The organism is Serratia sp. K-E0102 (assembly GCF_029962625.1).
Taxonomy (GTDB): domain Bacteria; phylum Pseudomonadota; class Gammaproteobacteria; order Enterobacterales; family Enterobacteriaceae; genus Serratia; species Serratia sarumanii.
On sequence record NZ_CP124754.1, the window covers coordinates 239775 to 261473 of the forward strand.

18 protein-coding genes are annotated in these 21699 nt (G+C 57.0%); 11 read left to right on the forward strand and 7 right to left on the reverse strand.

What is annotated here, in order from left to right:
* Positions 1-127: 127 nt before the first annotated feature.
* From secE to SSARUM2_RS01150, 11 genes are all read left to right on the forward strand, one after another.
* Positions 128-511 carry a preprotein translocase subunit SecE gene (gene secE / locus SSARUM2_RS01100; RefSeq protein ID WP_004929916.1) on the forward strand — a complete coding sequence of 128 codons (384 nt, stop codon included), beginning with the start codon at positions 128-130 and terminating at the stop codon, positions 509-511.
* Position 512: 1 nt separating this feature from the next.
* Positions 513-1058 carry a transcription termination/antitermination protein NusG gene (gene nusG, locus SSARUM2_RS01105; RefSeq protein WP_004929914.1) on the forward strand — a complete coding sequence of 182 codons (546 nt, stop codon included), beginning with the start codon at positions 513-515 and terminating at the stop codon, positions 1056-1058.
* A 165-nt stretch (positions 1059-1223) separates the two neighbouring features.
* Positions 1224-1652, forward strand: coding sequence for a 50S ribosomal protein L11 (gene rplK / locus SSARUM2_RS01110; RefSeq protein ID WP_015376316.1), 429 nt, complete (start codon positions 1224-1226; stop codon positions 1650-1652).
* Between the two features lie 3 nt (positions 1653-1655).
* Positions 1656-2360 (forward strand): 50S ribosomal protein L1, encoded by a 705-nt coding sequence (rplA, locus tag SSARUM2_RS01115; RefSeq protein ID WP_033636720.1) that lies wholly within the window; start codon positions 1656-1658, stop codon positions 2358-2360.
* Between the two features lie 338 nt (positions 2361-2698).
* Complete coding sequence (rplJ, locus tag SSARUM2_RS01120) at positions 2699-3196, forward strand: 50S ribosomal protein L10 (protein ID WP_004929905.1); 498 nt, start codon at positions 2699-2701, stop codon at positions 3194-3196.
* A gap of 63 nt (positions 3197-3259) precedes the next feature.
* Positions 3260-3625 carry a 50S ribosomal protein L7/L12 gene (gene rplL, locus SSARUM2_RS01125; RefSeq protein ID WP_004929903.1) on the forward strand — a complete coding sequence of 122 codons (366 nt, stop codon included), beginning with the start codon at positions 3260-3262 and terminating at the stop codon, positions 3623-3625.
* 332 nt (positions 3626-3957) lie between these two features.
* Positions 3958-7986: a DNA-directed RNA polymerase subunit beta gene (gene rpoB / locus SSARUM2_RS01130; protein ID WP_033636721.1), complete on the forward strand. Its 4029-nt coding sequence runs from the start codon at positions 3958-3960 to the stop codon at positions 7984-7986.
* A 118-nt stretch (positions 7987-8104) separates the two neighbouring features.
* Entirely contained in the window at positions 8105-12328 is a 4224-nt protein-coding gene (gene rpoC / locus SSARUM2_RS01135) for a DNA-directed RNA polymerase subunit beta' (RefSeq protein WP_021505232.1), read from the forward strand.
* A 167-nt stretch (positions 12329-12495) separates the two neighbouring features.
* Positions 12496-12942, forward strand: coding sequence for a GNAT family N-acetyltransferase (locus SSARUM2_RS01140; protein WP_033649989.1), 447 nt, complete (start codon positions 12496-12498; stop codon positions 12940-12942).
* A complete protein-coding gene (locus SSARUM2_RS01145) occupies positions 12942-13406 on the forward strand; it encodes an oxidoreductase (RefSeq protein WP_033655328.1) in 465 nt (154 codons plus the stop codon). Before SSARUM2_RS01140 ends, SSARUM2_RS01145 begins: the two co-directional genes overlap by 1 nt.
* Position 13407: 1 nt before the next feature.
* A complete protein-coding gene (locus tag SSARUM2_RS01150; RefSeq protein ID WP_060439664.1) occupies positions 13408-14682 on the forward strand; it encodes a HAMP domain-containing sensor histidine kinase in 1275 nt (424 codons plus the stop codon).
* Here the strand turns inward: SSARUM2_RS01150 and SSARUM2_RS01155 are convergent.
* From SSARUM2_RS01155 to thiC, 7 genes are all read right to left on the reverse strand, one after another.
* Positions 14668-15363 carry a response regulator gene (locus SSARUM2_RS01155; RefSeq protein ID WP_049212543.1) on the reverse strand — a complete coding sequence of 232 codons (696 nt, stop codon included), beginning with the start codon at positions 15361-15363 and terminating at the stop codon, positions 14668-14670. The genes SSARUM2_RS01150 and SSARUM2_RS01155 overlap by 15 nt on opposite strands.
* Positions 15364-16184: 821 nt before the next feature.
* Entirely contained in the window at positions 16185-17318 is a 1134-nt protein-coding gene (gene thiH / locus SSARUM2_RS01160) for a 2-iminoacetate synthase ThiH (protein ID WP_060439662.1), read from the reverse strand.
* Positions 17318-18097 (reverse strand): thiazole synthase, encoded by a 780-nt coding sequence (locus SSARUM2_RS01165; RefSeq protein WP_041037145.1) that lies wholly within the window; start codon positions 18095-18097, stop codon positions 17318-17320. Before SSARUM2_RS01165 ends, thiH begins: the two co-directional genes overlap by 1 nt.
* Before the next feature lies 1 nt (position 18098).
* The gene (thiS, locus tag SSARUM2_RS01170) at positions 18099-18299 is read right to left on the reverse strand and encodes a sulfur carrier protein ThiS (protein WP_016929423.1); all 201 of its coding nucleotides are present in this window, start codon (positions 18297-18299) and stop codon (positions 18099-18101) included.
* On the reverse strand, positions 18296-19045 hold the full coding sequence (locus SSARUM2_RS01175; RefSeq protein ID WP_060439660.1) for a HesA/MoeB/ThiF family protein: 750 nt from the start codon (positions 19043-19045) through the stop codon (positions 18296-18298). The genes thiS and SSARUM2_RS01175 overlap by 4 nt, the downstream gene beginning before the upstream one ends.
* Entirely contained in the window at positions 19038-19688 is a 651-nt protein-coding gene (gene thiE, locus SSARUM2_RS01180) for a thiamine phosphate synthase (RefSeq protein ID WP_033655322.1), read from the reverse strand. Before thiE ends, SSARUM2_RS01175 begins: the two co-directional genes overlap by 8 nt.
* Positions 19681-21624: a phosphomethylpyrimidine synthase ThiC gene (gene thiC / locus SSARUM2_RS01185; protein WP_060439656.1), complete on the reverse strand. Its 1944-nt coding sequence runs from the start codon at positions 21622-21624 to the stop codon at positions 19681-19683. Before thiC ends, thiE begins: the two co-directional genes overlap by 8 nt.
* Positions 21625-21699 lie beyond the last annotated feature (75 nt).

Below are 21699 nucleotides of genomic sequence, written 5' to 3' on the forward strand. Positions count from 1 at the left end.
ATTGACTGAAATACGTCATGGCGTAAAACACCGGGATAGCGCTGAAGCGGTATCCGATCGGTTTGGTTTGCCTCGCAATGCGAGGCAAAGTTGTTTGTTCTGAATCATCATTGTGACAGGTTGGTTTATGAGTGCGAATACCGAGGCTCAAGGGAGCGGACGCGGCCTGGAAGCGGCAAAGTGGCTGATCGTCGCCGTTCTGTTGGTTGTGGCTATTGTCGGTAACTATTACTACCGTGATTTAAGCCTGCCATTGCGCGCGCTGGCAGTTGTGCTGATCATCGCCGTTGCAGGTGCAGTGGCTCTGATGACCACCAAAGGCAAAGCCACCGTTGCGTTTGCCCGCGAAGCGCGTACCGAAGTACGTAAAGTGATTTGGCCAACTCGTCAGGAAACGCTACACACCACGTTGATCGTTGCCGCGGTAACCGCCGTGATGTCACTGATTCTGTGGGGGCTGGATGGTATTCTGGTCCGTCTGGTGTCGTTTATTACTGGCCTGAGGTTCTAAAATGTCTGAAGCTCCAAAAAAACGTTGGTACGTCGTTCAGGCGTTTTCCGGTTTTGAAGGTCGCGTAGCACAATCGCTGCGTGAACACATCAAACTGCACGATATGGAAGAGTTGTTCGGCGAAGTGATGGTGCCTACGGAAGAAGTGGTTGAAATCCGTGGCGGCCAACGTCGCAAGAGCGAGCGTAAATTCTTCCCTGGCTACGTGCTGGTGCAGATGGTGATGAATGACGCCAGCTGGCACCTGGTGCGCAGCGTACCGCGCGTCATGGGGTTCATCGGCGGTACGTCTGACCGTCCTGCGCCGATCAGCGATAAAGAAGTTGATGCGATCATGAACCGCCTGCAGCAGGTTGGTGACAAGCCGCGTCCGAAAACGCTGTTCGAACCGGGCGAGCTGGTGCGCGTCAACGACGGCCCGTTTGCCGATTTCAACGGTGTGGTCGAGGAAGTCGATTACGAGAAGAGCCGCCTGAAAGTTTCCGTTTCCATCTTTGGTCGTGCAACGCCGGTGGAACTGGACTTCAGCCAGGTTGAGAAAGGCTGATCGAATAATCAGCAACGAGTGGCCCGTTGCCGCTTGTCAAAGGCGCGAAATTGAACTACAATTTCGCGCCTTTTGTTTTTAGATGCCTTGCCTGATGCATGTTGGGCGGGGTGAAACACGGGGAGCCTCTTGCGAGGCGATACTACCCAAACCGAGGAAATTTAAATGGCTAAGAAAGTACAAGCCTACGTCAAGCTGCAAGTTGCAGCTGGTATGGCGAACCCGAGCCCACCAGTGGGTCCAGCTCTGGGTCAGCAGGGCGTTAACATCATGGAATTCTGTAAGGCATTCAACGCTAAGACTGACAGCGTTGAAAAAGGTCTGCCGATTCCGGTTGTTATCACCGTTTATTCTGATCGCTCCTTCACTTTCGTTACCAAAACCCCGCCAGCAGCAGTTCTGCTGAAAAAAGCGGCTGGTATCAAGTCTGGTTCCGGTAAGCCGAACAAAGACAAAGTAGGTAAAGTGACTCGTGCTCAGGTACGTGAAATCGCAGAAACCAAAGCTGCGGACATGACTGGTTCTGACGTTGAAGCGATGACTCGCTCCATCGAAGGTACCGCTCGTTCCATGGGCCTGGTAGTGGAGGATTAAGAGATGGCTAAGCTGACCAAGCGCATGCGCGTGATCCGTGACAAAGTTGATGCTACTAAACAGTATGACATCGCTGAAGCTGTTGCTCTGCTGAAAGAGCTGGCCACCGCTAAATTCGTAGAAAGCGTTGACGTTGCCGTTAACCTCGGCATCGACGCTCGTAAATCTGACCAAAACGTTCGTGGCGCTACCGTTCTGCCACACGGCACCGGTCGTTCCGTTCGCGTTGCCGTATTTGCCCAAGGCGCTAACGCTGAAGCAGCAAAAGCTGCCGGCGCAGAGCTGGTAGGTATGGACGATCTGGCTGACCAGATCAAGAAAGGCGAAATGAACTTCGACGTTGTTATTGCTTCCCCGGATGCAATGCGCGTTGTAGGTCAACTGGGCCAGATCCTGGGTCCACGCGGCCTGATGCCAAACCCGAAAGTGGGTACCGTTACTCCGAACGTTGCTGAAGCAGTGAAAAACGCTAAAGCAGGTCAGGTTCGCTACCGTAACGACAAAAACGGCATCATCCATACCACTATCGGTAAGGTTGATTTCGACGCAGACAAACTGAAAGAAAACCTGGAAGCCCTGCTGGTTGCGCTGAAAAAAGCAAAACCTTCTCAGGCGAAAGGTATGTACATCAAGAAAGTTAGCCTCTCCACCACCATGGGTGCTGGCGTTGCTATCGATCAGAGCGGTCTGTCTGCTGCAGCGAACTAATCGCATTTGCGATTATCGCTTTGACTTGGGGCCAAGATTTGTCTAGAATCTTATGCCCCAAGGTTTTGCTATTGGCTATGCCGTAGGCAAAACAAAGATTTTTCGGTTGGAGCCTGGCCTATCCAGGCCTCCGTCCAAGACCGCAGGTGTATCGCAAGATACTTAATCCTTCCTGCGTAGACGGTGACAGAGCCTAAGAAAATTTTTCTTTTTTATAAAAGAATGTCTTTGCTGGATTCTGCTCACCGTGTTAAGCCGCTCGGCGTGGCGTTTTACAAAGCGCCGAGTGAAGTGAGTTCCGGGGGATTTTCCCCGGCTAATCCAGGAGCAAAAAGCTAATGGCATTAAATCTTCAAGACAAACAAGCGATTGTTGCTGAAGTCAGCGAAGTAGCCAAAGGCGCGCTGTCTGCGGTTGTTGCGGATTCCCGCGGCGTTACCGTAGATAAAATGACTGAACTGCGTAAAGCAGGTCGTGAAGCTGGCGTTTACATGCGTGTTGTTCGCAACACCCTGATGCGTCGCGTAGTTGAAGGCACTCCATTCGAATGCCTGAAAGACACGTTTGTCGGTCCAACCTTGATTGCATTCTCTCACGAACACCCGGGCGCTGCTGCTCGTCTGTTCAAAGAGTTCGCGAAAGCGAATGCAAAATTCGAGGTTAAAGCTGCGGCCTTTGAAGGTGAGCTGATCCCAGCGGCGCAAATCGACCGCCTGGCGACGCTGCCAACTTACGAAGAAGCGATCGCACGCCTGATGGCAACCATGAAAGAAGCCGCTGCCGGCAAACTGGTTCGCACTCTGGCTGCAGTACGCGATCAGAAAGAAGCGGCGTAAGCCATTCTTTCTTAGCCTTTGCTAACGTATTTAAACTATTTCTGAATTTTAGGAACAATTGTTATGTCTATCACTAAAGACCAAATCCTGGAAGCAGTTGCCGCTATGTCCGTAATGGACGTTGTTGAACTGGTTTCCGCTATGGAAGAAAAATTCGGCGTTTCTGCTGCTGCTGCTGTAGCTGTAGCTGCTGGCCCGGCTGAAGCTGCTGAAGAGAAAACTGAATTCGACGTTATCCTGAAAGCTGCTGGCGCTAACAAAGTTGCTGTTATCAAAGCAGTACGTGGCGCTACCGGCCTGGGTCTGAAAGAAGCTAAAGACCTGGTTGAATCTGCTCCAGCCGCTCTGAAAGAAGGCGTGAGCAAAGATGACGCAGAAGCTCTGAAAAAATCTCTGGAAGAAGCTGGCGCTGAAGTTGAAGTTAAATAAGCCAACCTTTCCGGTTGCAGCCTAGTCTTTTAGGCTGATGGCTGGTGACTTTTTAGTCACCAGCCTTTTTGCGCTGTAGGGCGCCAGTAGCGTTTCACACTGTTTGGCTGCTGGTTTCGCCTCCCAATGTTTGTTTCTATTGACGACTTAATATACCGCGGTCTTTGCACTACCAGGAGTTCTGGGGGAAGACGCGATGAAATGGTTTAAGCGTGATAGCAAGAGACATTGCGGAAAGTGTTCCCGCTTTCCGGTCGACAAAACGGTGTTGCATGAACTGTCCCTAATCGGACGGACAGATTGGGTCACTGATCAGCGAGCTGAGGAACCCTATGGTTTACTCCTATACCGAGAAAAAACGTATTCGTAAGGATTTTGGTAAACGTCCACAAGTGCTGGACATACCATATCTCCTTTCTATCCAGCTTGACTCGTTCCAGAAGTTTATCGAGCAAGATCCAGAAGGGCAGTACGGCCTTGAAGCCGCATTCCGTTCTGTTTTCCCTATCCAGAGCTACAGTGGCAATTCGGAGCTGCAATACGTTAGCTACCGTCTTGGTGAGCCGGTCTTCGACGTCAAAGAGTGCCAGATCCGTGGTGTGACGTTCTCTGCACCGCTGCGCGTAAAACTGCGCCTGGTTATCTATGAGCGCGAAGCGCCTGAAGGTACGGTCAAAGACATCAAGGAACAAGAAGTCTACATGGGCGAAATTCCGCTCATGACCGAAAACGGCACCTTTGTGATCAACGGTACTGAGAGGGTTATCGTATCTCAGTTGCACCGTAGTCCTGGCGTATTCTTCGACAGCGATAAGGGTAAAACCCACTCCTCGGGTAAAGTGCTGTACAACGCACGCATCATCCCTTACCGCGGTTCATGGTTGGACTTCGAGTTCGATCCGAAGGACAACCTGTTCGTGCGTATTGACCGTCGCCGCAAACTGCCTGCGACCATCATTCTGCGCGCGCTGAACTACACCACTGAACAGATCCTCGACCTGTTCTTTGACAAGATCGTCTTCGAAATCCGTGACAACAAGCTGCAGATGGAGCTGGTGCCAGAGCGCCTGCGTGGTGAGACCGCTTCGTTCGACATCGAAGCCAACGGCAAGATCTACGTAGAGAAAGGCCGTCGCATCACCGCTCGTCATATCCGTCAGCTGGAAAAAGACGACATTCAGAGCATTGAAGTACCGGTAGAGTACATCGCGGGCAAAGTGGTCGCGAAAGACTATATCGATACCAATACCGGCGAACTGATCTGCGCAGCCAACATGGAGCTGTCGCTGGATCTGCTGGCCAAGCTGAGCCAGTCCGGCCACAAGCGCATCGAAACGCTGTTCACCAACGATCTGGATCACGGCGCGTATATCTCTGAAACGCTGCGCGTCGATCCGACCACCGATCGTCTGAGCTCGTTGGTAGAAATCTACCGCATGATGCGCCCTGGTGAGCCGCCAACGCGCGAAGCTGCCGAAAGCCTGTTCGAGAACCTGTTCTTCTCCGAAGACCGCTACGATCTGTCCGCGGTTGGCCGTATGAAGTTCAACCGTTCTCTGCTGCGCGACGAGATCGAAGGTTCGGGCATCCTGAGCAAAGACGACATCATCGAAGTGATGAAGAAGCTCATCGATATCCGTAACGGCAAGGGCGAAGTGGACGATATCGACCACTTGGGCAACCGTCGTATCCGTTCCGTCGGCGAGATGGCCGAGAACCAGTTCCGCGTAGGTCTGGTGCGTGTTGAGCGTGCGGTGAAAGAGCGTCTGTCTCTGGGCGATCTGGATACCCTGATGCCTCAGGACATGATCAACGCCAAGCCGATTTCGGCGGCGGTGAAAGAGTTCTTCGGCTCCAGTCAGCTGTCCCAGTTCATGGACCAGAACAACCCGCTGTCCGAGATCACGCACAAGCGTCGTATCTCCGCACTGGGCCCGGGCGGTCTGACCCGTGAGCGCGCCGGCTTTGAAGTTCGAGACGTACACCCGACTCACTACGGCCGCGTGTGCCCAATCGAAACGCCGGAAGGTCCAAACATCGGTCTGATCAACTCCCTGTCCGTGTACGCACAGACTAACGAGTATGGCTTCCTGGAAACCCCGTACCGCCGCGTGCGTGACGGCGTGGTGACCGATGAAATCAACTACCTGTCTGCTATTGAAGAAGGCAACTTCGTTATCGCCCAGGCGAACTCCAACCTGGATGAAGAAGGCCGCTTCGTAGAAGACCTGGTCACCTGCCGCAGCAAAGGCGAATCAAGCCTGTTCAGCCGCGACCAGGTTGACTACATGGACGTATCCACCCAGCAGGTTGTTTCCGTTGGTGCTTCACTGATTCCATTCCTGGAACACGATGACGCCAACCGTGCATTGATGGGTGCGAACATGCAACGTCAGGCCGTACCTACCCTGCGCGCTGACAAGCCGCTGGTTGGTACCGGTATGGAACGCGCCGTAGCGGTTGACTCCGGCGTAACCGCCGTTGCCAAACGCGGCGGTGTGATCCAGTACGTGGATGCTTCCCGTATCGTTATCAAAGTTAACGAAGACGAGATGTACCCGGGCGAAGCAGGTATCGATATTTACAACCTGACCAAGTACACCCGTTCTAACCAGAACACCTGCATCAACCAGATGCCGTGTGTGAATCTGGGTGAGCCAATCGAGCGCGGCGACGTGCTGGCGGATGGCCCATCGACAGACCTGGGCGAACTGGCACTGGGCCAGAACATGCGCGTAGCGTTCATGCCTTGGAACGGCTACAACTTCGAAGACTCCATCTTGGTCTCCGAGCGCGTGGTGCAGGAAGATCGCTTCACCACCATCCACATCCAGGAACTGGCGTGCGTGTCTCGCGACACCAAGCTGGGGCCTGAAGAGATCACTGCCGACATCCCTAACGTGGGTGAAGCTGCGCTCTCCAAGCTGGATGAATCCGGTATCGTGTATATCGGTGCTGAAGTGACCGGCGGTGACATTCTGGTCGGTAAGGTAACGCCTAAAGGCGAAACCCAGCTGACGCCGGAAGAGAAACTGCTGCGTGCGATCTTCGGTGAGAAAGCGTCTGACGTTAAAGACTCTTCTCTGCGTGTACCGAACGGCGTTTCCGGTACGGTTATCGACGTGCAGGTCTTCACCCGCGATGGCGTGGAAAAAGACAAGCGCGCGTTGGAAATCGAAGAGATGCAACTGAAGCAGGCGAAGAAAGACCTGACTGAAGAACTGCAGATCCTGGAAGCCGGCCTGTTTGCGCGTATCCACGCGGTGCTGGTTGCCGGTGGCATCGAAGCCGACAAGCTGAGCAAGCTGCCGCGCGATCGCTGGCTGGAACTGGGCCTGACCGACGAAGAGAAGCAAAACCAGCTGGAGCAACTGGCTGAGCAGTACGACGAACTGAAATCCGACTTCGAGAAGAAGCTGGAAGCCAAGCGTCGTAAGATCACTCAGGGCGACGATCTGGCGCCGGGCGTGCTGAAAATCGTCAAGGTTTATCTGGCCGTTAAACGTCAGATCCAACCAGGTGACAAGATGGCGGGCCGCCACGGTAACAAGGGTGTTATCTCCAAGATCAACCCGATCGAAGATATGCCTTACGATGAAAACGGCACGCCGGTAGACATCGTACTGAACCCGCTGGGCGTACCATCACGTATGAACATCGGTCAGATCCTGGAAACCCACCTGGGTATGGCTGCGAAAGGCATCGGTGAGAAGATCAACCAGATGCTGAAGCAGCAGCAGGAAGTGGCCAAGCTGCGTGAGTTCATCCAGAAGGCCTACGATCTGGGCGACGACGTTTGCCAGAAAGTTGACCTGAACACCTTCAGCGACGACGAAGTGCTGCGTCTGGCAGAGAACCTGAAAAAAGGTATGCCGATCGCAACGCCGGTGTTTGACGGTGCGAAAGAGACTGAAATCAAGCAACTGCTGGAAATGGGCGGTATCCCGACCTCCGGTCAGATCACGCTGTTCGATGGCCGTACCGGTGAGCAATTCGAGCGCCAGGTTACTGTCGGCTATATGTACATGCTGAAACTGAACCACTTGGTTGACGATAAAATGCACGCCCGTTCAACCGGTTCTTACAGCTTGGTGACTCAGCAACCTCTGGGTGGTAAAGCGCAGTTCGGTGGTCAACGCTTCGGTGAGATGGAAGTGTGGGCACTGGAAGCATACGGCGCGGCTTATACCCTGCAGGAAATGCTCACCGTTAAGTCGGATGACGTTAACGGCCGTACCAAGATGTACAAAAACATCGTGGATGGCGACCACCGGATGGAGCCAGGCATGCCGGAATCCTTCAACGTACTGTTGAAAGAAATCCGCTCGCTCGGCATCAACATCGAACTGGAAGACGAGTAATCGTCATGCCGGCTCAGGCTCCCCGCCTAAGGGAGCCTGAGGGTGGTTGTTCAGGTCACACGGGTACCTACTGCGGTTGTGGGTACCCAACAGGTTTAACTCCGACAGGAGCCAATCCGTGAAAGACTTATTGAAGTTTCTGAAAGCGCAAACTAAGACCGAAGAGTTTGATGCGATCAAGATTGCTCTGGCCTCGCCAGACATGATCCGTTCGTGGTCGTTCGGTGAAGTTAAGAAGCCGGAAACCATTAACTACCGTACGTTCAAACCAGAGCGTGACGGCCTTTTCTGCGCCCGTATCTTCGGGCCGGTAAAAGATTACGAGTGCCTGTGCGGTAAGTACAAGCGCTTGAAACACCGCGGCGTGATCTGTGAGAAGTGCGGCGTTGAAGTGACCCAGACCAAAGTGCGTCGTGAGCGCATGGGCCACATCGAGCTGGCTTCGCCGACCGCGCACATCTGGTTCCTGAAATCGCTGCCATCCCGCATCGGTTTGCTGCTGGATATGCCGCTGCGTGACATCGAACGCGTACTGTACTTCGAATCCTATGTGGTGGTCGAAGGCGGTATGACCAACCTCGAGCGCCGTCAGATCCTGACCGAAGAGCAGTATCTGGACGCGCTGGAAGAGTTCGGTGACGAATTCGACGCCAAGATGGGTGCGGAAGCTATTCAGGCCCTGTTGAAAAACATGGATCTGGAAGCCGAGTGCGAGCAGCTGCGTGAAGAGCTGAACGAAACCAACTCCGAAACCAAGCGCAAGAAGCTGACCAAGCGTATCAAGCTGCTGGAAGCGTTCGTGCAGTCCGGTAACAAACCGGAGTGGATGATCCTGACCGTGCTGCCGGTACTGCCGCCGGATCTGCGTCCTCTGGTTCCGCTGGATGGCGGTCGTTTCGCGACCTCGGATCTGAACGATCTGTATCGCCGCGTGATCAACCGTAACAACCGTCTGAAACGCCTGCTGGATCTGGCTGCGCCGGACATCATCGTGCGCAACGAAAAGCGTATGCTGCAAGAAGCGGTAGACGCCCTGCTGGATAACGGCCGTCGCGGTCGTGCCATCACCGGTTCCAACAAGCGTCCTCTGAAATCTTTGGCCGACATGATCAAAGGTAAGCAGGGTCGTTTCCGTCAGAACCTGCTCGGTAAACGCGTTGACTACTCCGGCCGTTCCGTAATCACCGTAGGTCCATACCTGCGTCTGCATCAGTGCGGTCTGCCTAAAAAGATGGCGCTGGAGCTGTTCAAACCGTTCATCTACGGCAAGTTGGAGCTGCGTGGCCTGGCCACCACCATCAAAGCCGCCAAGAAAATGGTTGAGCGTGAAGAAGCCGTCGTTTGGGATATCCTGGACGAAGTGATCCGCGAACACCCGGTACTGCTGAACCGTGCACCAACCCTGCACCGTTTGGGTATCCAGGCGTTTGAACCGGTTCTGATCGAAGGTAAAGCGATCCAGCTGCACCCGCTGGTTTGTGCGGCCTATAACGCCGACTTCGATGGTGACCAGATGGCCGTTCACGTACCGCTGACGCTGGAAGCCCAGCTGGAAGCGCGTGCGCTGATGATGTCCACCAACAACATCCTGTCCCCTGCGAACGGCGAGCCAATCATCGTTCCTTCTCAGGACGTTGTACTGGGTCTGTACTACATGACCCGCGACTGTGTTAACGCCAAGGGCGAAGGCATGGTGCTGAACGGTTCCAAAGAAGCTGAGCGTGTTTACCGCGCCGGCCTGGCGTCTCTGCATGCGCGCGTTAAAGTGCGTATCACCGAAGACGTCAAAAACGCCGAAGGCGAATGGACTTCTCAGACCAGCATCATCGACACCACCATCGGCCGCGCCATCCTGTGGATGATCGTACCGAAAGGTCTGCCGTACGCGATCGTTAACCAGCCTTTGGGCAAGAAAGCGATCTCCAAGATGCTGAACACCTGTTACCGCATCCTGGGCCTGAAGCCGACCGTTATCTTTGCTGACCAGATCATGTACACCGGTTTTGCTTACGCAGCCCGTTCCGGCGCTTCCGTAGGTATCGACGACATGGTTATCCCGGCCAAGAAAGCGGAGATCATCGAAGAAGCGGAAACTGAAGTTGCCGAGATCCAGGAGCAGTTCCAGTCTGGTCTGGTTACCGCCGGCGAACGCTACAACAAAGTGATCGATATCTGGGCTGCAGCGAACGAACGCGTTGCGAAAGCGATGATGGAAAACCTGTCGGTAGAAGACGTGGTTAACCGTGACGGCGAAGTGGAACAGCAAGTTTCCTTCAACAGCATCTTTATGATGGCCGACTCCGGTGCGCGTGGTTCCGCCGCTCAGATTCGTCAGCTGGCCGGTATGCGTGGTCTGATGGCGAAGCCGGACGGCTCCATCATCGAAACGCCAATCACCGCGAACTTCCGTGAAGGTCTGAACGTACTCCAGTACTTCATCTCCACCCACGGTGCTCGTAAAGGTCTGGCGGATACCGCACTGAAAACCGCGAACTCCGGTTATCTGACCCGTCGTCTGGTTGACGTGGCGCAGGATCTGGTTGTGACCGAAGACGACTGTGGCACCCACGACGGCATCCTGATGACTCCGGTTATCGAAGGTGGCGACGTGAAAGAGCCGCTGCGTGAACGCGTTCTGGGCCGTGTGACGGCAGAAGACGTCCTCAAGCCGGGTACGGCGGACATTCTGGTGCCACGCAACACCCTGCTGAACGAGAAGGCGTGTGACCTGTTGGAAGAGAACTCTGTCGACAGCGTTAAAGTCCGTTCCGTGGTGAGCTGTGAAACCGACTTTGGTGTGTGCGCAAACTGCTATGGTCGCGACCTGGCACGTGGCCACATCATCAACAAAGGTGAAGCCATCGGCGTTATCGCGGCACAGTCCATCGGTGAGCCGGGTACACAGCTGACGATGCGTACGTTCCACATCGGTGGTGCGGCATCTCGTGCGGCTGCTGAATCCAGCATCCAGGTGAAAAACAAGGGTAGCATCAAGCTGAGCAACGCGAAGTTCGTTATGAACGCTGCGGGCAAGCTGGTGATCACCTCGCGTAACACCGAACTGAAACTGATCGACGAATTCGGCCGTACCAAAGAAAGCTACAAGGTGCCTTACGGTGCCGTGATGGGCAAAGGCGACGGTGAAGAAGTTAACGGCGGCGAAACCGTTGCTAACTGGGATCCGCACACCATGCCGGTCATCAGTGAAGTCAGCGGCTTCATTCGCTTCGCGGACATGGTCGACGGCCAGACCATTACTCGCCAGACCGACGAACTGACCGGTTTGTCTTCTCTGGTAGTTCTGGACAGCGCAGAGCGTACCGGTAGCGGTAAAGACCTGCGTCCGGCACTGAAAATTGTTGACGCTCAGGGCGAAGATGTATTGATCCCAGGTACTGATATGCCTGCTCAATACTTCCTGCCGGGCAAAGCGATCGTTCAGCTGGAAGACGGCATTCAGATCGGTGCGGGTGATACCCTGGCGCGTATTCCTCAGGAATCCGGCGGTACCAAGGATATTACCGGTGGTCTGCCGCGCGTTGCCGACCTGTTCGAAGCACGTCGTCCGAAAGAGCCGGCAATCCTGGCTGAAATCAGCGGGATTATCTCGTTCGGTAAAGAGACCAAAGGCAAACGTCGCCTGGTGATCTCTCCGCTGGACGGCAGCGACGCTTACGAAGAGATGATTCCGAAATGGCGTCAGCTTAACGTGTTCGAAGGCGAAGTGGTGGAACGTGGCGACGTCGTATCCGACGGCCCAGAGTCTCCGCACGACATTCTGCGTCTGCGTGGCGTGCATGCGGTTACCCGCTACATCACCAACGAAGTGCAGGAAGTTTACCGTCTGCAAGGCGTTAAGATTAACGATAAGCACATCGAAGTTATCGTTCGTCAGATGCTGCGTAAAGGCACTATCGTTAGCGCTGGTGGCTCCGAGTTCCTGGAAGGCGAGCAGGCTGAAGTGTCTCGCGTCAAGATTGCCAACCGTCAGCTGGAAGCTGAAGGTAAGATCCCGGCAACCTTCTCGCGCGATCTGCTGGGTATCACCAAGGCTTCCTTGGCGACCGAGTCCTTCATCTCCGCTGCATCGTTCCAGGAAACGACGCGCGTTCTGACCGAAGCTGCCGTAGCCGGCAAGCGTGATGAACTGCGTGGCCTGAAAGAGAACGTCATCGTGGGCCGTCTGATCCCAGCCGGTACCGGTTACGCTTATCATCAGGATCGCATGCGTCGCCGTGCTCAGGGTGAAGCGCCGGTTGTTCCGCAAGTCAGCGCGGAAGAAGCGACGGCTAACCTGGCCGAGCTGCTCAACGCAGGCCTGGGCGGCAGCGACGACGAGTAATCGTCATCCGCGCCGCGGGCCCGGCATGCCGGGCCCATCGCCAGATAAACCGCCCCCTCGGGGGCGGTTTTTTTTCGCCTCATGCCGGGGCCGAGCAAACTTTGCTACTATGGTTACAGCAGAAATTGACCGGCGCTTTTTACCTGACAACCAAGGACAGTGCGAACATGGACAGCCTCATTACCTTCGAAAAATTGACGGCGCAACACCTGCCTTACCTGTATGAGATCCGCTTTTCCGTTGAGGAAAACCTGCTGCATCCGCATCAGATCCAGTATCTGCAGCGCAAACAGGCGCTGGAGGACATCAACCAGGGCGGCGGCTGGATCTGCAAGCATGGCGACGACTATGCCGGCGTTGGCTTCGGGCTATTCATCCCTGAACCGCTGATCGGCGGCCTGTTCGTGAAGCCGGAATACCAGTCGAAGGGGATCGGCTCCGCCTTGCTGGCACGGATCACTCACTGGATGTTTGAACACGGCGCCGAAGCGATCCACTTAACCACCGATCCCGGCTCCAAAGCCGAAGGCTTTTATCAACATCACGGCTGGGCCGTGGTCGGGCAGGATGAATTCGGCCAGGTCGAACTGGTGAAACGCCAAGAGGGTGACTGATGAAAATCAACGGATTGATGACGTTACTGCTGCTTTCGCTGTTCAGCGCGCCGCTGTATGCGGCCGTTGACTACTTTTACCTGAAGCCGCTCGACGGCGAGAAGATCAAGATAACCCGGCAGATGCTGGAGGCGATGCCGTCGCACACGATTAAAACCTCGACCAATTTCACCCCGGAAGATACGTTCACCGGCGTTGAGCTTGCGGAGCTGGTGAAAGCCTATCATCTGAAAGGCCAGTCGGTGCGCGCTTTCGCCTGGGATGATTACTCCTATTCGATGCCGATTGACGAGATGACTAAATACCGCGTGATCGTCGCCTATCAGCGCGGCGGCAAGCCGATCGACGTGGGGGAACTGGGGCCGTTCGCCATTATTTATCCGCGCGATAGCTACGCCGAGCTGAATAACCTGGATGTGAACGCGAAAACCGTCTGGCAAGTTAAACGGTTGGAGCTGAAATAAGATGAGCAAAAAACTGATCGGTACTCTTATCGCGTTGGTTGCCATCTTCTCCTTATTGATTTTGTTGATTGCCATTAACTTCGGCGGCGTAAAAGAACGCTATAAGCAGATCGAGCCCAATCTGGACAACTACTCGGTGGCCGAGATCCTCTTTCTGGCGTTTGAAAGAACCAAAACCGCGCTGCTGCTCAGTGAAAACAACGACTACGACGCCTTCCAGATCAAAAAGAAAATCTTCTACTCGAAGATTCAGATCCTGGAGAGCCGTTCTACCTTCAGCGACTCTTTTTATTACGACGACGAGTTCATCAAGAATGTTGCGCTGCTGAAGCAGCAGTACCGCACGTTGGACGATCTCTCCGCCGGCTTGCTGGTGGGGCAGAAAAACAAGGCGGACATTCTCTCTTATATGGATGATATCGAGGGCACGCTGGTCGATATCCAGGAAATTATTTATCGGATACAGATTAAAAACTTTACCGAAGTGAAAGGCATCATCCAGGAGAATTCGAGTAAAGCCGAGATGTTCGCCCTCTTTTCGTTGATTTTGGTGTTTCTGATGATGTTCCTGGTGCTGAGAAATGCCTTCTCGTTAAAAGAGATCATCAAGAACAAGAACATCTTTATCTCTTCCATCTACCACGAGATCGCCGGCTCGACTCAGGCCATCGTCATTGCCGCGGATATCATGGAGCACGAGCTGGCGCAGGAAGAGTTGAAAAAAGAAGCCCGCCTGATCTCCTATCACGGCAATAAGATCGCCGAACAAACGCGCGAGGTGATGGATTATTCGCGGCTTGAGATGGGGGAAGTCAAAATCAATATTTCCACCTTCCGGCTGAATGAGGTGGTGGACGATGCCGTAACCGGCATCGGCGCCGGACGCGGCAATCGTCTCGTGATTCACCGTTCGTCTTATGCCGGCCTGATTGGTTCTGATAAATACAAGCTCTACCGAATATTGGCCAACTTGCTCAGCAACGCGGACAAATTTACCCACCGCGGCGCGATAACCCTTAACGTGAAGGTATGTCACGGCAATCTGTATTTGCGGGTAAAAGACACCGGCATCGGGTTTAACGTCAAAAATCTGGATCGGTTGTATAAGGCGTTCAATCAGGGGGTGGAAAGGGAAACGCGGCAGGGGTTGGGGCTGGGGCTGACCATTATCAAAAATTACGTCACGACGATGAAAGGTACCATTAAAGCCAAATCCGTCGAAGGGGTGGGCTCATCGTTTTTGATCCGCATCTCGGTCAAACTAATTAAAGAATAGGTTCGACAGCAGCAGCGAGGAGATAATCAGCGGCTTGGTCGGTTTTTCCACCAGATGTACGTCATAGTGCAGGATCATATCGCCGATGTTTTTCTCGTAGTGATTCAGCTGGCCGGTCAGAATGATGATGCGGGCGTGCGGATCGAGGGCGTCTTTAATTTTCTTCACAACGCGTTCGGAGGTCTCGCCGAAATCCAACAGCCAGTCCAGAATAAACGCCTCAAAGGACTGCTGTTCCAGCGCGGCCAGCATGGCGTCCGCCGTCTGAAAGGTCTCAGTCTCGATGCCGTATCGGCTGGCGATCTTCTTCAACAGTTCGAGAATATCCCCATCATTGTCCAGGATAGCGATACGCGGGGCCGGCAGAAAGTCTATCTTGTTGACTTTGTACAGCGGAGCCTCGGCGGCATGTTCCCGATTGGTGTTGATGATGAAAAGATCGTCTTTTTTGCAGGCGTAGGTTTCGTCGTTGTCCGCTTGCGTGACCGGGCGCTCGTCAACCTCAATATTGCAGCGCTTGTGAATGCTGTTCATGATAAAGACGGCGTTATGCGTCCTTTGGCCGGCAAACGGCTCGTTGAAGTACTGAAATACCTTTTTGACTTCATCGAGGGTGATGCCTCTTTTGCCATCCAGCTTCTGTTTGGCGCTGTTGTACTGAAGGTTCAGTATGTTGGCCATCGTGGAGGCATGCTTTCTGTCGCCAACTCCTTTCAGAGTGAGCAACGCGCTGATTGCATCGATGTAATTTGGCGTTTTCTTCATGACAACCTTGGCTTTTTTTGATGTTGACCGCGAGCGCTGAAAAACCTGCGCGAGGACCCGTGCTGGATTATAGATGATGACTGGGGGTTGCAGCGATATCAGTTTGATTTTGCTTGTCAAACTCAAAATACACTCGATGCTAAATAAAAAAACACTCAAAAGACATTCACATTTAATCGTTTGTATGGTTAATTAGCGCACATACTGTGTGATTCGCGTCCTGGGGGGGTGCCAGTCTCACAAAATAAACCGCCTGCTCTTGTCCGTAAGCAGGGAGCAGGCGGCAAAAAGATCCGCGGCCAACACCAGGGCCAATGGCAGCACCGGGGATGACCACTCGAATCTCTCTTCGTCGCTGTACCTTCTTATCCTCGTTCCCACTTTTCTGCCGCCACAGCGCTCTATGAGTATCACTCCTGAGTGAGTGCCGCACATCGTTATGCCATCTTTCTGACTGCCCATTAGCCGACAAGGCAATCTGCCCGTACGCCCTTACCGGCCGCGATACGCCATATGCGCGTTGCCGCGGACGAGGGCCCGGCGTCGCGCAAGAGAAGCTCCGGCGCGATCCGGGATGGGATAAGGCGGGGCCATCGAGAGGGTGACGGCCCCGGCCGACGCCGGGTTTGGCGGTCGGCAAGGTCACTATAGCCGGGGAGGTTACCGGCGCCAGCGCCGGCGTTCGGCATTGCGCGGCCGCTCCAGCGTTTTCTTCATGCGGCGGTAAACGTTGCCGCTTATTGCGTGCTGCGTCCCAGATAACCGTCCCAGTCTTTCCACACCGGCTGCAGCCCGGCGTTGCTGATGGCCTCGGCGACCTGCTGTGGCGTGCGGCCGTCGTGCGGCTCGAACTGTTCCAACTCCGGCGGCACGTCGTCGGCATAGCCGCCGGGCTGCGTCTTGGATCCGGCGCTGACGCTGTTGATCGCCACCGGGATCATGTGATCGCGGAAGTACGGCGATTCACGCGTAGACAGCGACAGCTCAACGTCCGGTGCGAACAGCCGGAAGGCGCAGATCAGCTGCACCAACTGAGGCTCGCTCATGATCGACGCCGGCTCAATGCCGCCGGCGCAGGGGCGTAGACGCGGGAACGAGATCGAGTAGCGGCTCTGCCAGTAGGTTTGCTGCAGGTAGAACAGATGTTCCGCCAGCAGGTAGCAGTCGGTGCGCCAGCTGTTGGACAGGCCGATCAACGCACCGAGGCCGATCTTGTCGATCCCGGCGCGCCCCAGGCGATCCGGCGTGGCCAGGCGCCAATGAAAATCCTGCTTCTGCCCGCGCAGATGGTGCTGCAGATAGGTGGCCGGATGGTAGGTTTCCTGATACACCAGCACGCCGTCCAGGCCCAGCGCTTTCAGTTCGGCGTACTCGTCCTGCGCCAGCGGCTGCACTTCCATCATCAGCGAGCTGAAGTGGCGGCGGATCGCCGGAATGTGCTGACGGAAATAGTCCATGCCAACCTTACTCTGATGTTCGCCGGTGACCAGCAACAGGTGCTCGAACCCCAGCGCCTTGATGGCTTCGCACTCGCGTGCGATCTCCGCCGCGTCCAGCGTTTTGCGCTTGATGCGGTTGCTCATCGAAAAGCCGCAGTAGGTGCAGTCGTTGGCGCACAGGTTAGAAAGGTACAGCGGCACATAGAAGCTGACGACGTTGCCGAAGCGCTGACGGGTCAGCTGCTGCGCGCGCTGCGCCAGCGGTTCCAGATACGGCGCGGCGGCGGGGGAGATCAGCGCCATAAAGTCGTCGCGCGTCAGCTTGTCGGCGGTCAACGCGCGTTCCACGTCGCGTGCGGTTTTGCTGTTGATGCGCAGCGTAATGTCGTCCCAATCCAGCTGTTGCCAGCGGCTACTGAAATCGTCGGCCATCACTGCGCCTCCTCTGGTTGGCTGAGGAAGGCGGTCAGCGGGCTGGAGGCGGCCGCACCGCGCTGGCTGGCACCCAATCCGGCGCTGCGCGCCAGCTCGCCGGCCTCCAGCGCCAGGCGAAACGCCCGTGCCATTTGCACCGGGTCGCGCGCCACGGCGATGGCGGTATTCACCAGCACCGCGTCGGCACCCAGCTCCATCGCTTCCAGCGCGTGGCTCGGCGCGCCGATGCCGGCGTCGACCACCACCGGCACCTTGGCCTGCTCGATGATGATCTCGAGGAAGTCACGGGTGCGTAGACCGCGGTTGGAGCCGATAGGGGCGCCGAGCGGCATCACCGCCGCGCAACCCACCTCTTCCAGCCGTTTGCACAGCACCGGATCGGCGCCGCAGTAGGGCAGCACCACAAAACCGTCTTTCACCAGCGTTTCCGCCGCCTTCAACGTTTCTATCGGATCCGGCAGCAGGTATTTCACATCGGGATGGATCTCCAGCTTCACCCAGTGGGTGCCGAGCGCTTCGCGCGCGAGCCGGGCGGCGAACACCGCTTCGGCGGCCGTTTTGGCACCGGAGGTGTTGGGCAATAGCCTTACGCCCAGCTGCTGCAGCGGCGCCAAAATGGCGTCGTTGCCGCCGCGCAGATCGACGCGCTTCATGGCCATGGTCACCAGCTGTGAGCCGGAGGCCGCCAGCGCCTCCAGCATCAACGCCGGGGTGGCGAACTTGCCGGTGCCGGTGAACAGGCGCGAGGTAAAAGTGGTATCGGCGATTTTCAGCATGTCAGCCTCCGGCGATCGCTTGAAACAGCAAAATGTCGTCACCGTCCTGCACCTGATGGTCGGCCCAGTCGGCGCGCGGGATGATGGTTTGGTTGATCGCCAGCGCGGTGCCCGGCTGGTGGCGTTCCAGCTGGGTCAGCAGGGCGGCGACGCTGAGCGGCTGCGCCAGCTCCAGCGGTTGGTCGTTCAGACGGATCTTCATGCCGCGCCTCCGCATACCGGGCAGGCGCGGGCCTGGCTCAGTTGCAGCGTGCTCCAGCTCTGCTGCTTGCCGTCGAACAGCCGCAGCTTGCCGTTGAGGGAGGAAGGCATACCGGCCAGCATCTTGATGGCTTCCAGCGCTTGCAGAGTGCCGATCACGCCCACCACCGGGCCGAGCACCCCGGCGGTGCGGCAGTTGCGCTGCGGCTCTTCCTGCTCCGGGTACAGGCAGGCGTAGCAGCCGTGCGCATAGGGCGGCTCGAGCACCAGCAGCTGGCCGCTGAAGCCGACCGCGCTGCCGCTGATCAGCGGCTTGACGGCGGCGATGCAGGCGGCATTGACCTCATGACGGGTCGCCATATTGTCGCAGCAGTCCAGCACCAGATCGGCGCGGGCGACCGCGTCGCGCAGCGCTTGCCCCTGCAGCCGCTGCGCCAGCGGGATGGATTCCACCAACGGGTTCAGCGCCTGCAGGTGGCGTTGCGCCAGCGCCGCCTTGCCGGTGGCGGTATCGGCGCTGCGGTAGAGGATTTGCCGCTGCAGGTTGGTGACATGCAGCTGGTCGTCGTCGGCCAGCAGCAGCGTGCCGACGCCGGCGGCGGCCAGATACAGCGAAGCCGGGGAACCGAGCCCGCCCAAACCGACGATCAGCACCGTGGCGCGCTTGAGTTTCTCCTGGCCTTCCGGGCCGACGTCCTCCAGCAGCAGCTGGCGGCTGTAGCGCAGGAATTCCTGATCGTTAAGCATCGTTCGGATCCTCGCCTTCGATCAGCCGCAATAGCTCGGCCGTCGCCGCGCGCCAGTCCGGCGCTTGGGTGATGGCGCTGACCACCGCCACGCTGCCGACGCCGCACGCCAGCACTGCCGGTACGCGATCGATGCTGATCCCGCCGATCGCCACCGTCGGGTAATCCGCCAGGCCGGCGATGTGGCGTTTCAACTCCGCCAGCCCCTGCGGCGCCGAAGGCATGTCTTTGGTTTGGGTGGGGAAGATGTGCCCCAGCGCGATGTAGGAAGGTTTCACCGCCAGCGCGCGCGCCAGCTCCGCGTCGTCATGGGTGGACACGCCCAGCCGCAGCCCGGCGCGGTGAATGGCCGCCAGATCGGTAGTATCGAGATCCTCCTGGCCCAGATGCACGCCGTAAGCGCCGTGCTTGATCGCCAGCCGCCAGTAGTCGTTGATGAACAGCCGCGCCTGATAACGCTGGCCCAGCGCGATGGCGGCGGCGATATCCGCTTCGACCTGCTCGTCAGGCAGATCCTTGATGCGCAGCTGGATGGTGGTGACGCCGGCCTCCAGCAGGCGAGCGATCCATTCCACGCTGTCGACGACCGGGTAAAGCCCCAGTTTGTGGGGCGTAGCCGGGAAGGGGGTCGTGATATCAGTCATTGCTTGTCTCCTCTTGCAGGGTGCCGGCGCTGTGATACAGCTCGCTGCCGCGGGCGCGGAACTCGGCGGACATTTTCTCCATGCCGGTCAGCTGCACTTCGATCGGCTTGGCGGCCTCCTGGGCGGCGGCGTAGTCGCGCACCTCCTGCGAAATTTTCATCGAGCAGAATTTCGGCCCGCACATCGAGCAGAAGTGGGCGACCTTGCCGGACTCCTGCGGCAGGGTTTCGTCGTGATAGGCGCGGGCGGTGGCCGGATCGAGCGCCAGATTGAACTGATCTTCCCAGCGGAATTCGAAACGCGCCTTGGACATGGCGTTATCGCGGATCTGCGCACCCGGATGGCCTTTGGCCAGATCGGCGGCGTGAGCGGCGATCTTGTAGGTGATCAGGCCCTGCTTGACGTCCTCTTTGTTCGGCAGGCCGAGGTGTTCTTTCGGCGTGACGTAACACAACATGGCGCAGCCGAACCAGCCGATCATTGCCGCGCCGATGCCGGAGGTGAAATGGTCATAGCCCGGGGCGATATCGGTGGTCAGCGGGCCGAGGGTGTAGAACGGCGCTTCGTGGCAGTGTTCCAGCTCTTCGGTCATGTTGCGGCGGATCATCTGCATCGGCACGTGGCCCGGGCCTTCGATCATCACCTGCACGTCGTATTCCCAGGCGATTTTGGTCAGCTCGCCCAGCGTATGCAGCTCGGCGAACTGGGCTTCGTCGTTGGCGTCCTGAATCGAGCCGGGGCGCAGGCCGTCGCCGAGCGACAGCGAAACGTCGTAGGCGGCGCAGATCTCACAGATTTCACGGAAATGCTGATAGAGGAAGTTTTCCTGATGGTGCGACAGACACCATTTGGCCATGATCGAGCCGCCGCGCGACACGATGCCGGTCAGGCGTTTGGCGGTCATTGGCACGTAGCGCAGCAGCACGCCGGCGTGGATGGTGAAGTAGTCGACCCCTTGCTCCGCCTGTTCCAGCAGCGTATCGCGGAACATCTCCCAGGTGAGGTTTTCCGCCACGCCGTTGACCTTCTCCAGCGCCTGGTAGATCGGCACGGTGCCGATGGGCACCGGGCTGTTGCGCAGGATCCACTCGCGGGTTTCGTGAATATAGCGGCCGGTAGAGAGATCCATCACGGTGTCCGCGCCCCAGCGGGTGGACCACACCAGCTTCTCCACCTCTTCTTCGATCGACGACGTGACCGCCGAGTTGCCGATATTGGCGTTCACCTTCACCAGGAAATTGCGGCCGATGATCATCGGCTCCGCCTCCGGGTGATTGATGTTGGCGGGAATGATGGCGCGGCCGGCGGCCACTTCATGGCGCACGAACTCCGGCGTGATGTTGTCCGGCAGGTTGGCGCCCCAGCTTTGGCCCGGGTGCTGGTGGCGCAGCACCTCGCCGCGAATGCGCTCGCGCCCCATGTTTTCACGGATGGCGATGAACTCCATCTCCGGGGTGACGATACCGGCGCGGGCATAGTGCAGCTGGGTCACACGCCTGCCCGGCAGCGCCTTGCGCGGCAGCGGCAGATGTTCGAAGCGCAGGTGATCCAGCCCCTCGTCCGCCAGCCGCTGTTGGGTGAAGCCGGAGCTGGCGCCGCTGAGGGTGGCGGTATCGCCGCGCGTGTCAATCCAGCCGGCGCGCAGTTTGGCGAGACCGGCGTGCACGTCGAGCTTGGCCTGCGGATCGCCGTACGGGCCGGCGGTGTCATACACCGGGATCGCCTCGTTGGGTTCATACTGCGGATTGTCTTTGCTGCCGCCGAGCAGGGTCGGGCTGAGCTGAATTTCGCGCATCGGCACCTGGATATCGCTGCGCGAGCCTTGCAGATAGATACGGCGTGAGTTCGGGAAAGCCATGCCTTGCAGGGTGTCGATAAACTGCTGGGCGGCTTCGCGTTGCGCTTTACGGGCGCGCGGTGGATTAACGTTAGACATAGCAAGTTCCTACCAGTGTGTTGGGTTGGGAAAGTTGCTTGTCTGGAGCTCGGAGGGAGTAATGATGGTGGCCGA

Excerpts from the sequence above, each read along its gene's own strand:
- secE (WP_004929916.1), top strand. The coding sequence starts at position 128 with ATGAGTGCGAATACCGAGGCTCAAGGGAGCGGACGCGGCCTGGAAGCG.
- nusG (WP_004929914.1), top strand. The coding sequence starts at position 513 with ATGTCTGAAGCTCCAAAAAAACGTTGGTACGTCGTTCAGGCGTTTTCC.
- rplK (WP_015376316.1), top strand. The coding sequence starts at position 1,224 with ATGGCTAAGAAAGTACAAGCCTACGTCAAGCTGCAAGTTGCAGCTGGT.
- rplA (WP_033636720.1), top strand. The coding sequence starts at position 1,656 with ATGGCTAAGCTGACCAAGCGCATGCGCGTGATCCGTGACAAAGTTGAT.
- rplJ (WP_004929905.1), top strand. The coding sequence starts at position 2,699 with ATGGCATTAAATCTTCAAGACAAACAAGCGATTGTTGCTGAAGTCAGC.
- rplL (WP_004929903.1), top strand. The coding sequence starts at position 3,260 with ATGTCTATCACTAAAGACCAAATCCTGGAAGCAGTTGCCGCTATGTCC.
- rpoB (WP_033636721.1), top strand. The coding sequence starts at position 3,958 with ATGGTTTACTCCTATACCGAGAAAAAACGTATTCGTAAGGATTTTGGT.
- SSARUM2_RS01140 (WP_033649989.1), top strand. The coding sequence starts at position 12,496 with ATGGACAGCCTCATTACCTTCGAAAAATTGACGGCGCAACACCTGCCT.
- SSARUM2_RS01145 (WP_033655328.1), top strand. The coding sequence starts at position 12,942 with ATGAAAATCAACGGATTGATGACGTTACTGCTGCTTTCGCTGTTCAGC.
- SSARUM2_RS01150 (WP_060439664.1), top strand. The coding sequence starts at position 13,408 with ATGAGCAAAAAACTGATCGGTACTCTTATCGCGTTGGTTGCCATCTTC.
- SSARUM2_RS01155 (WP_049212543.1), bottom strand. The coding sequence starts at position 15,363 with ATGGCCAACATACTGAACCTTCAGTACAACAGCGCCAAACAGAAGCTG.
- thiH (WP_060439662.1), bottom strand. The coding sequence starts at position 17,318 with ATGGCCGACGATTTCAGTAGCCGCTGGCAACAGCTGGATTGGGACGAC.
- SSARUM2_RS01165 (WP_041037145.1), bottom strand. The coding sequence starts at position 18,097 with ATGCTGAAAATCGCCGATACCACTTTTACCTCGCGCCTGTTCACCGGC.
- thiS (WP_016929423.1), bottom strand. The coding sequence starts at position 18,299 with ATGAAGATCCGTCTGAACGACCAACCGCTGGAGCTGGCGCAGCCGCTC.
- SSARUM2_RS01175 (WP_060439660.1), bottom strand. The coding sequence starts at position 19,045 with ATGCTTAACGATCAGGAATTCCTGCGCTACAGCCGCCAGCTGCTGCTG.
- thiE (WP_033655322.1), bottom strand. The coding sequence starts at position 19,688 with ATGACTGATATCACGACCCCCTTCCCGGCTACGCCCCACAAACTGGGG.
- thiC (WP_060439656.1), bottom strand. The coding sequence starts at position 21,624 with ATGTCTAACGTTAATCCACCGCGCGCCCGTAAAGCGCAACGCGAAGCC.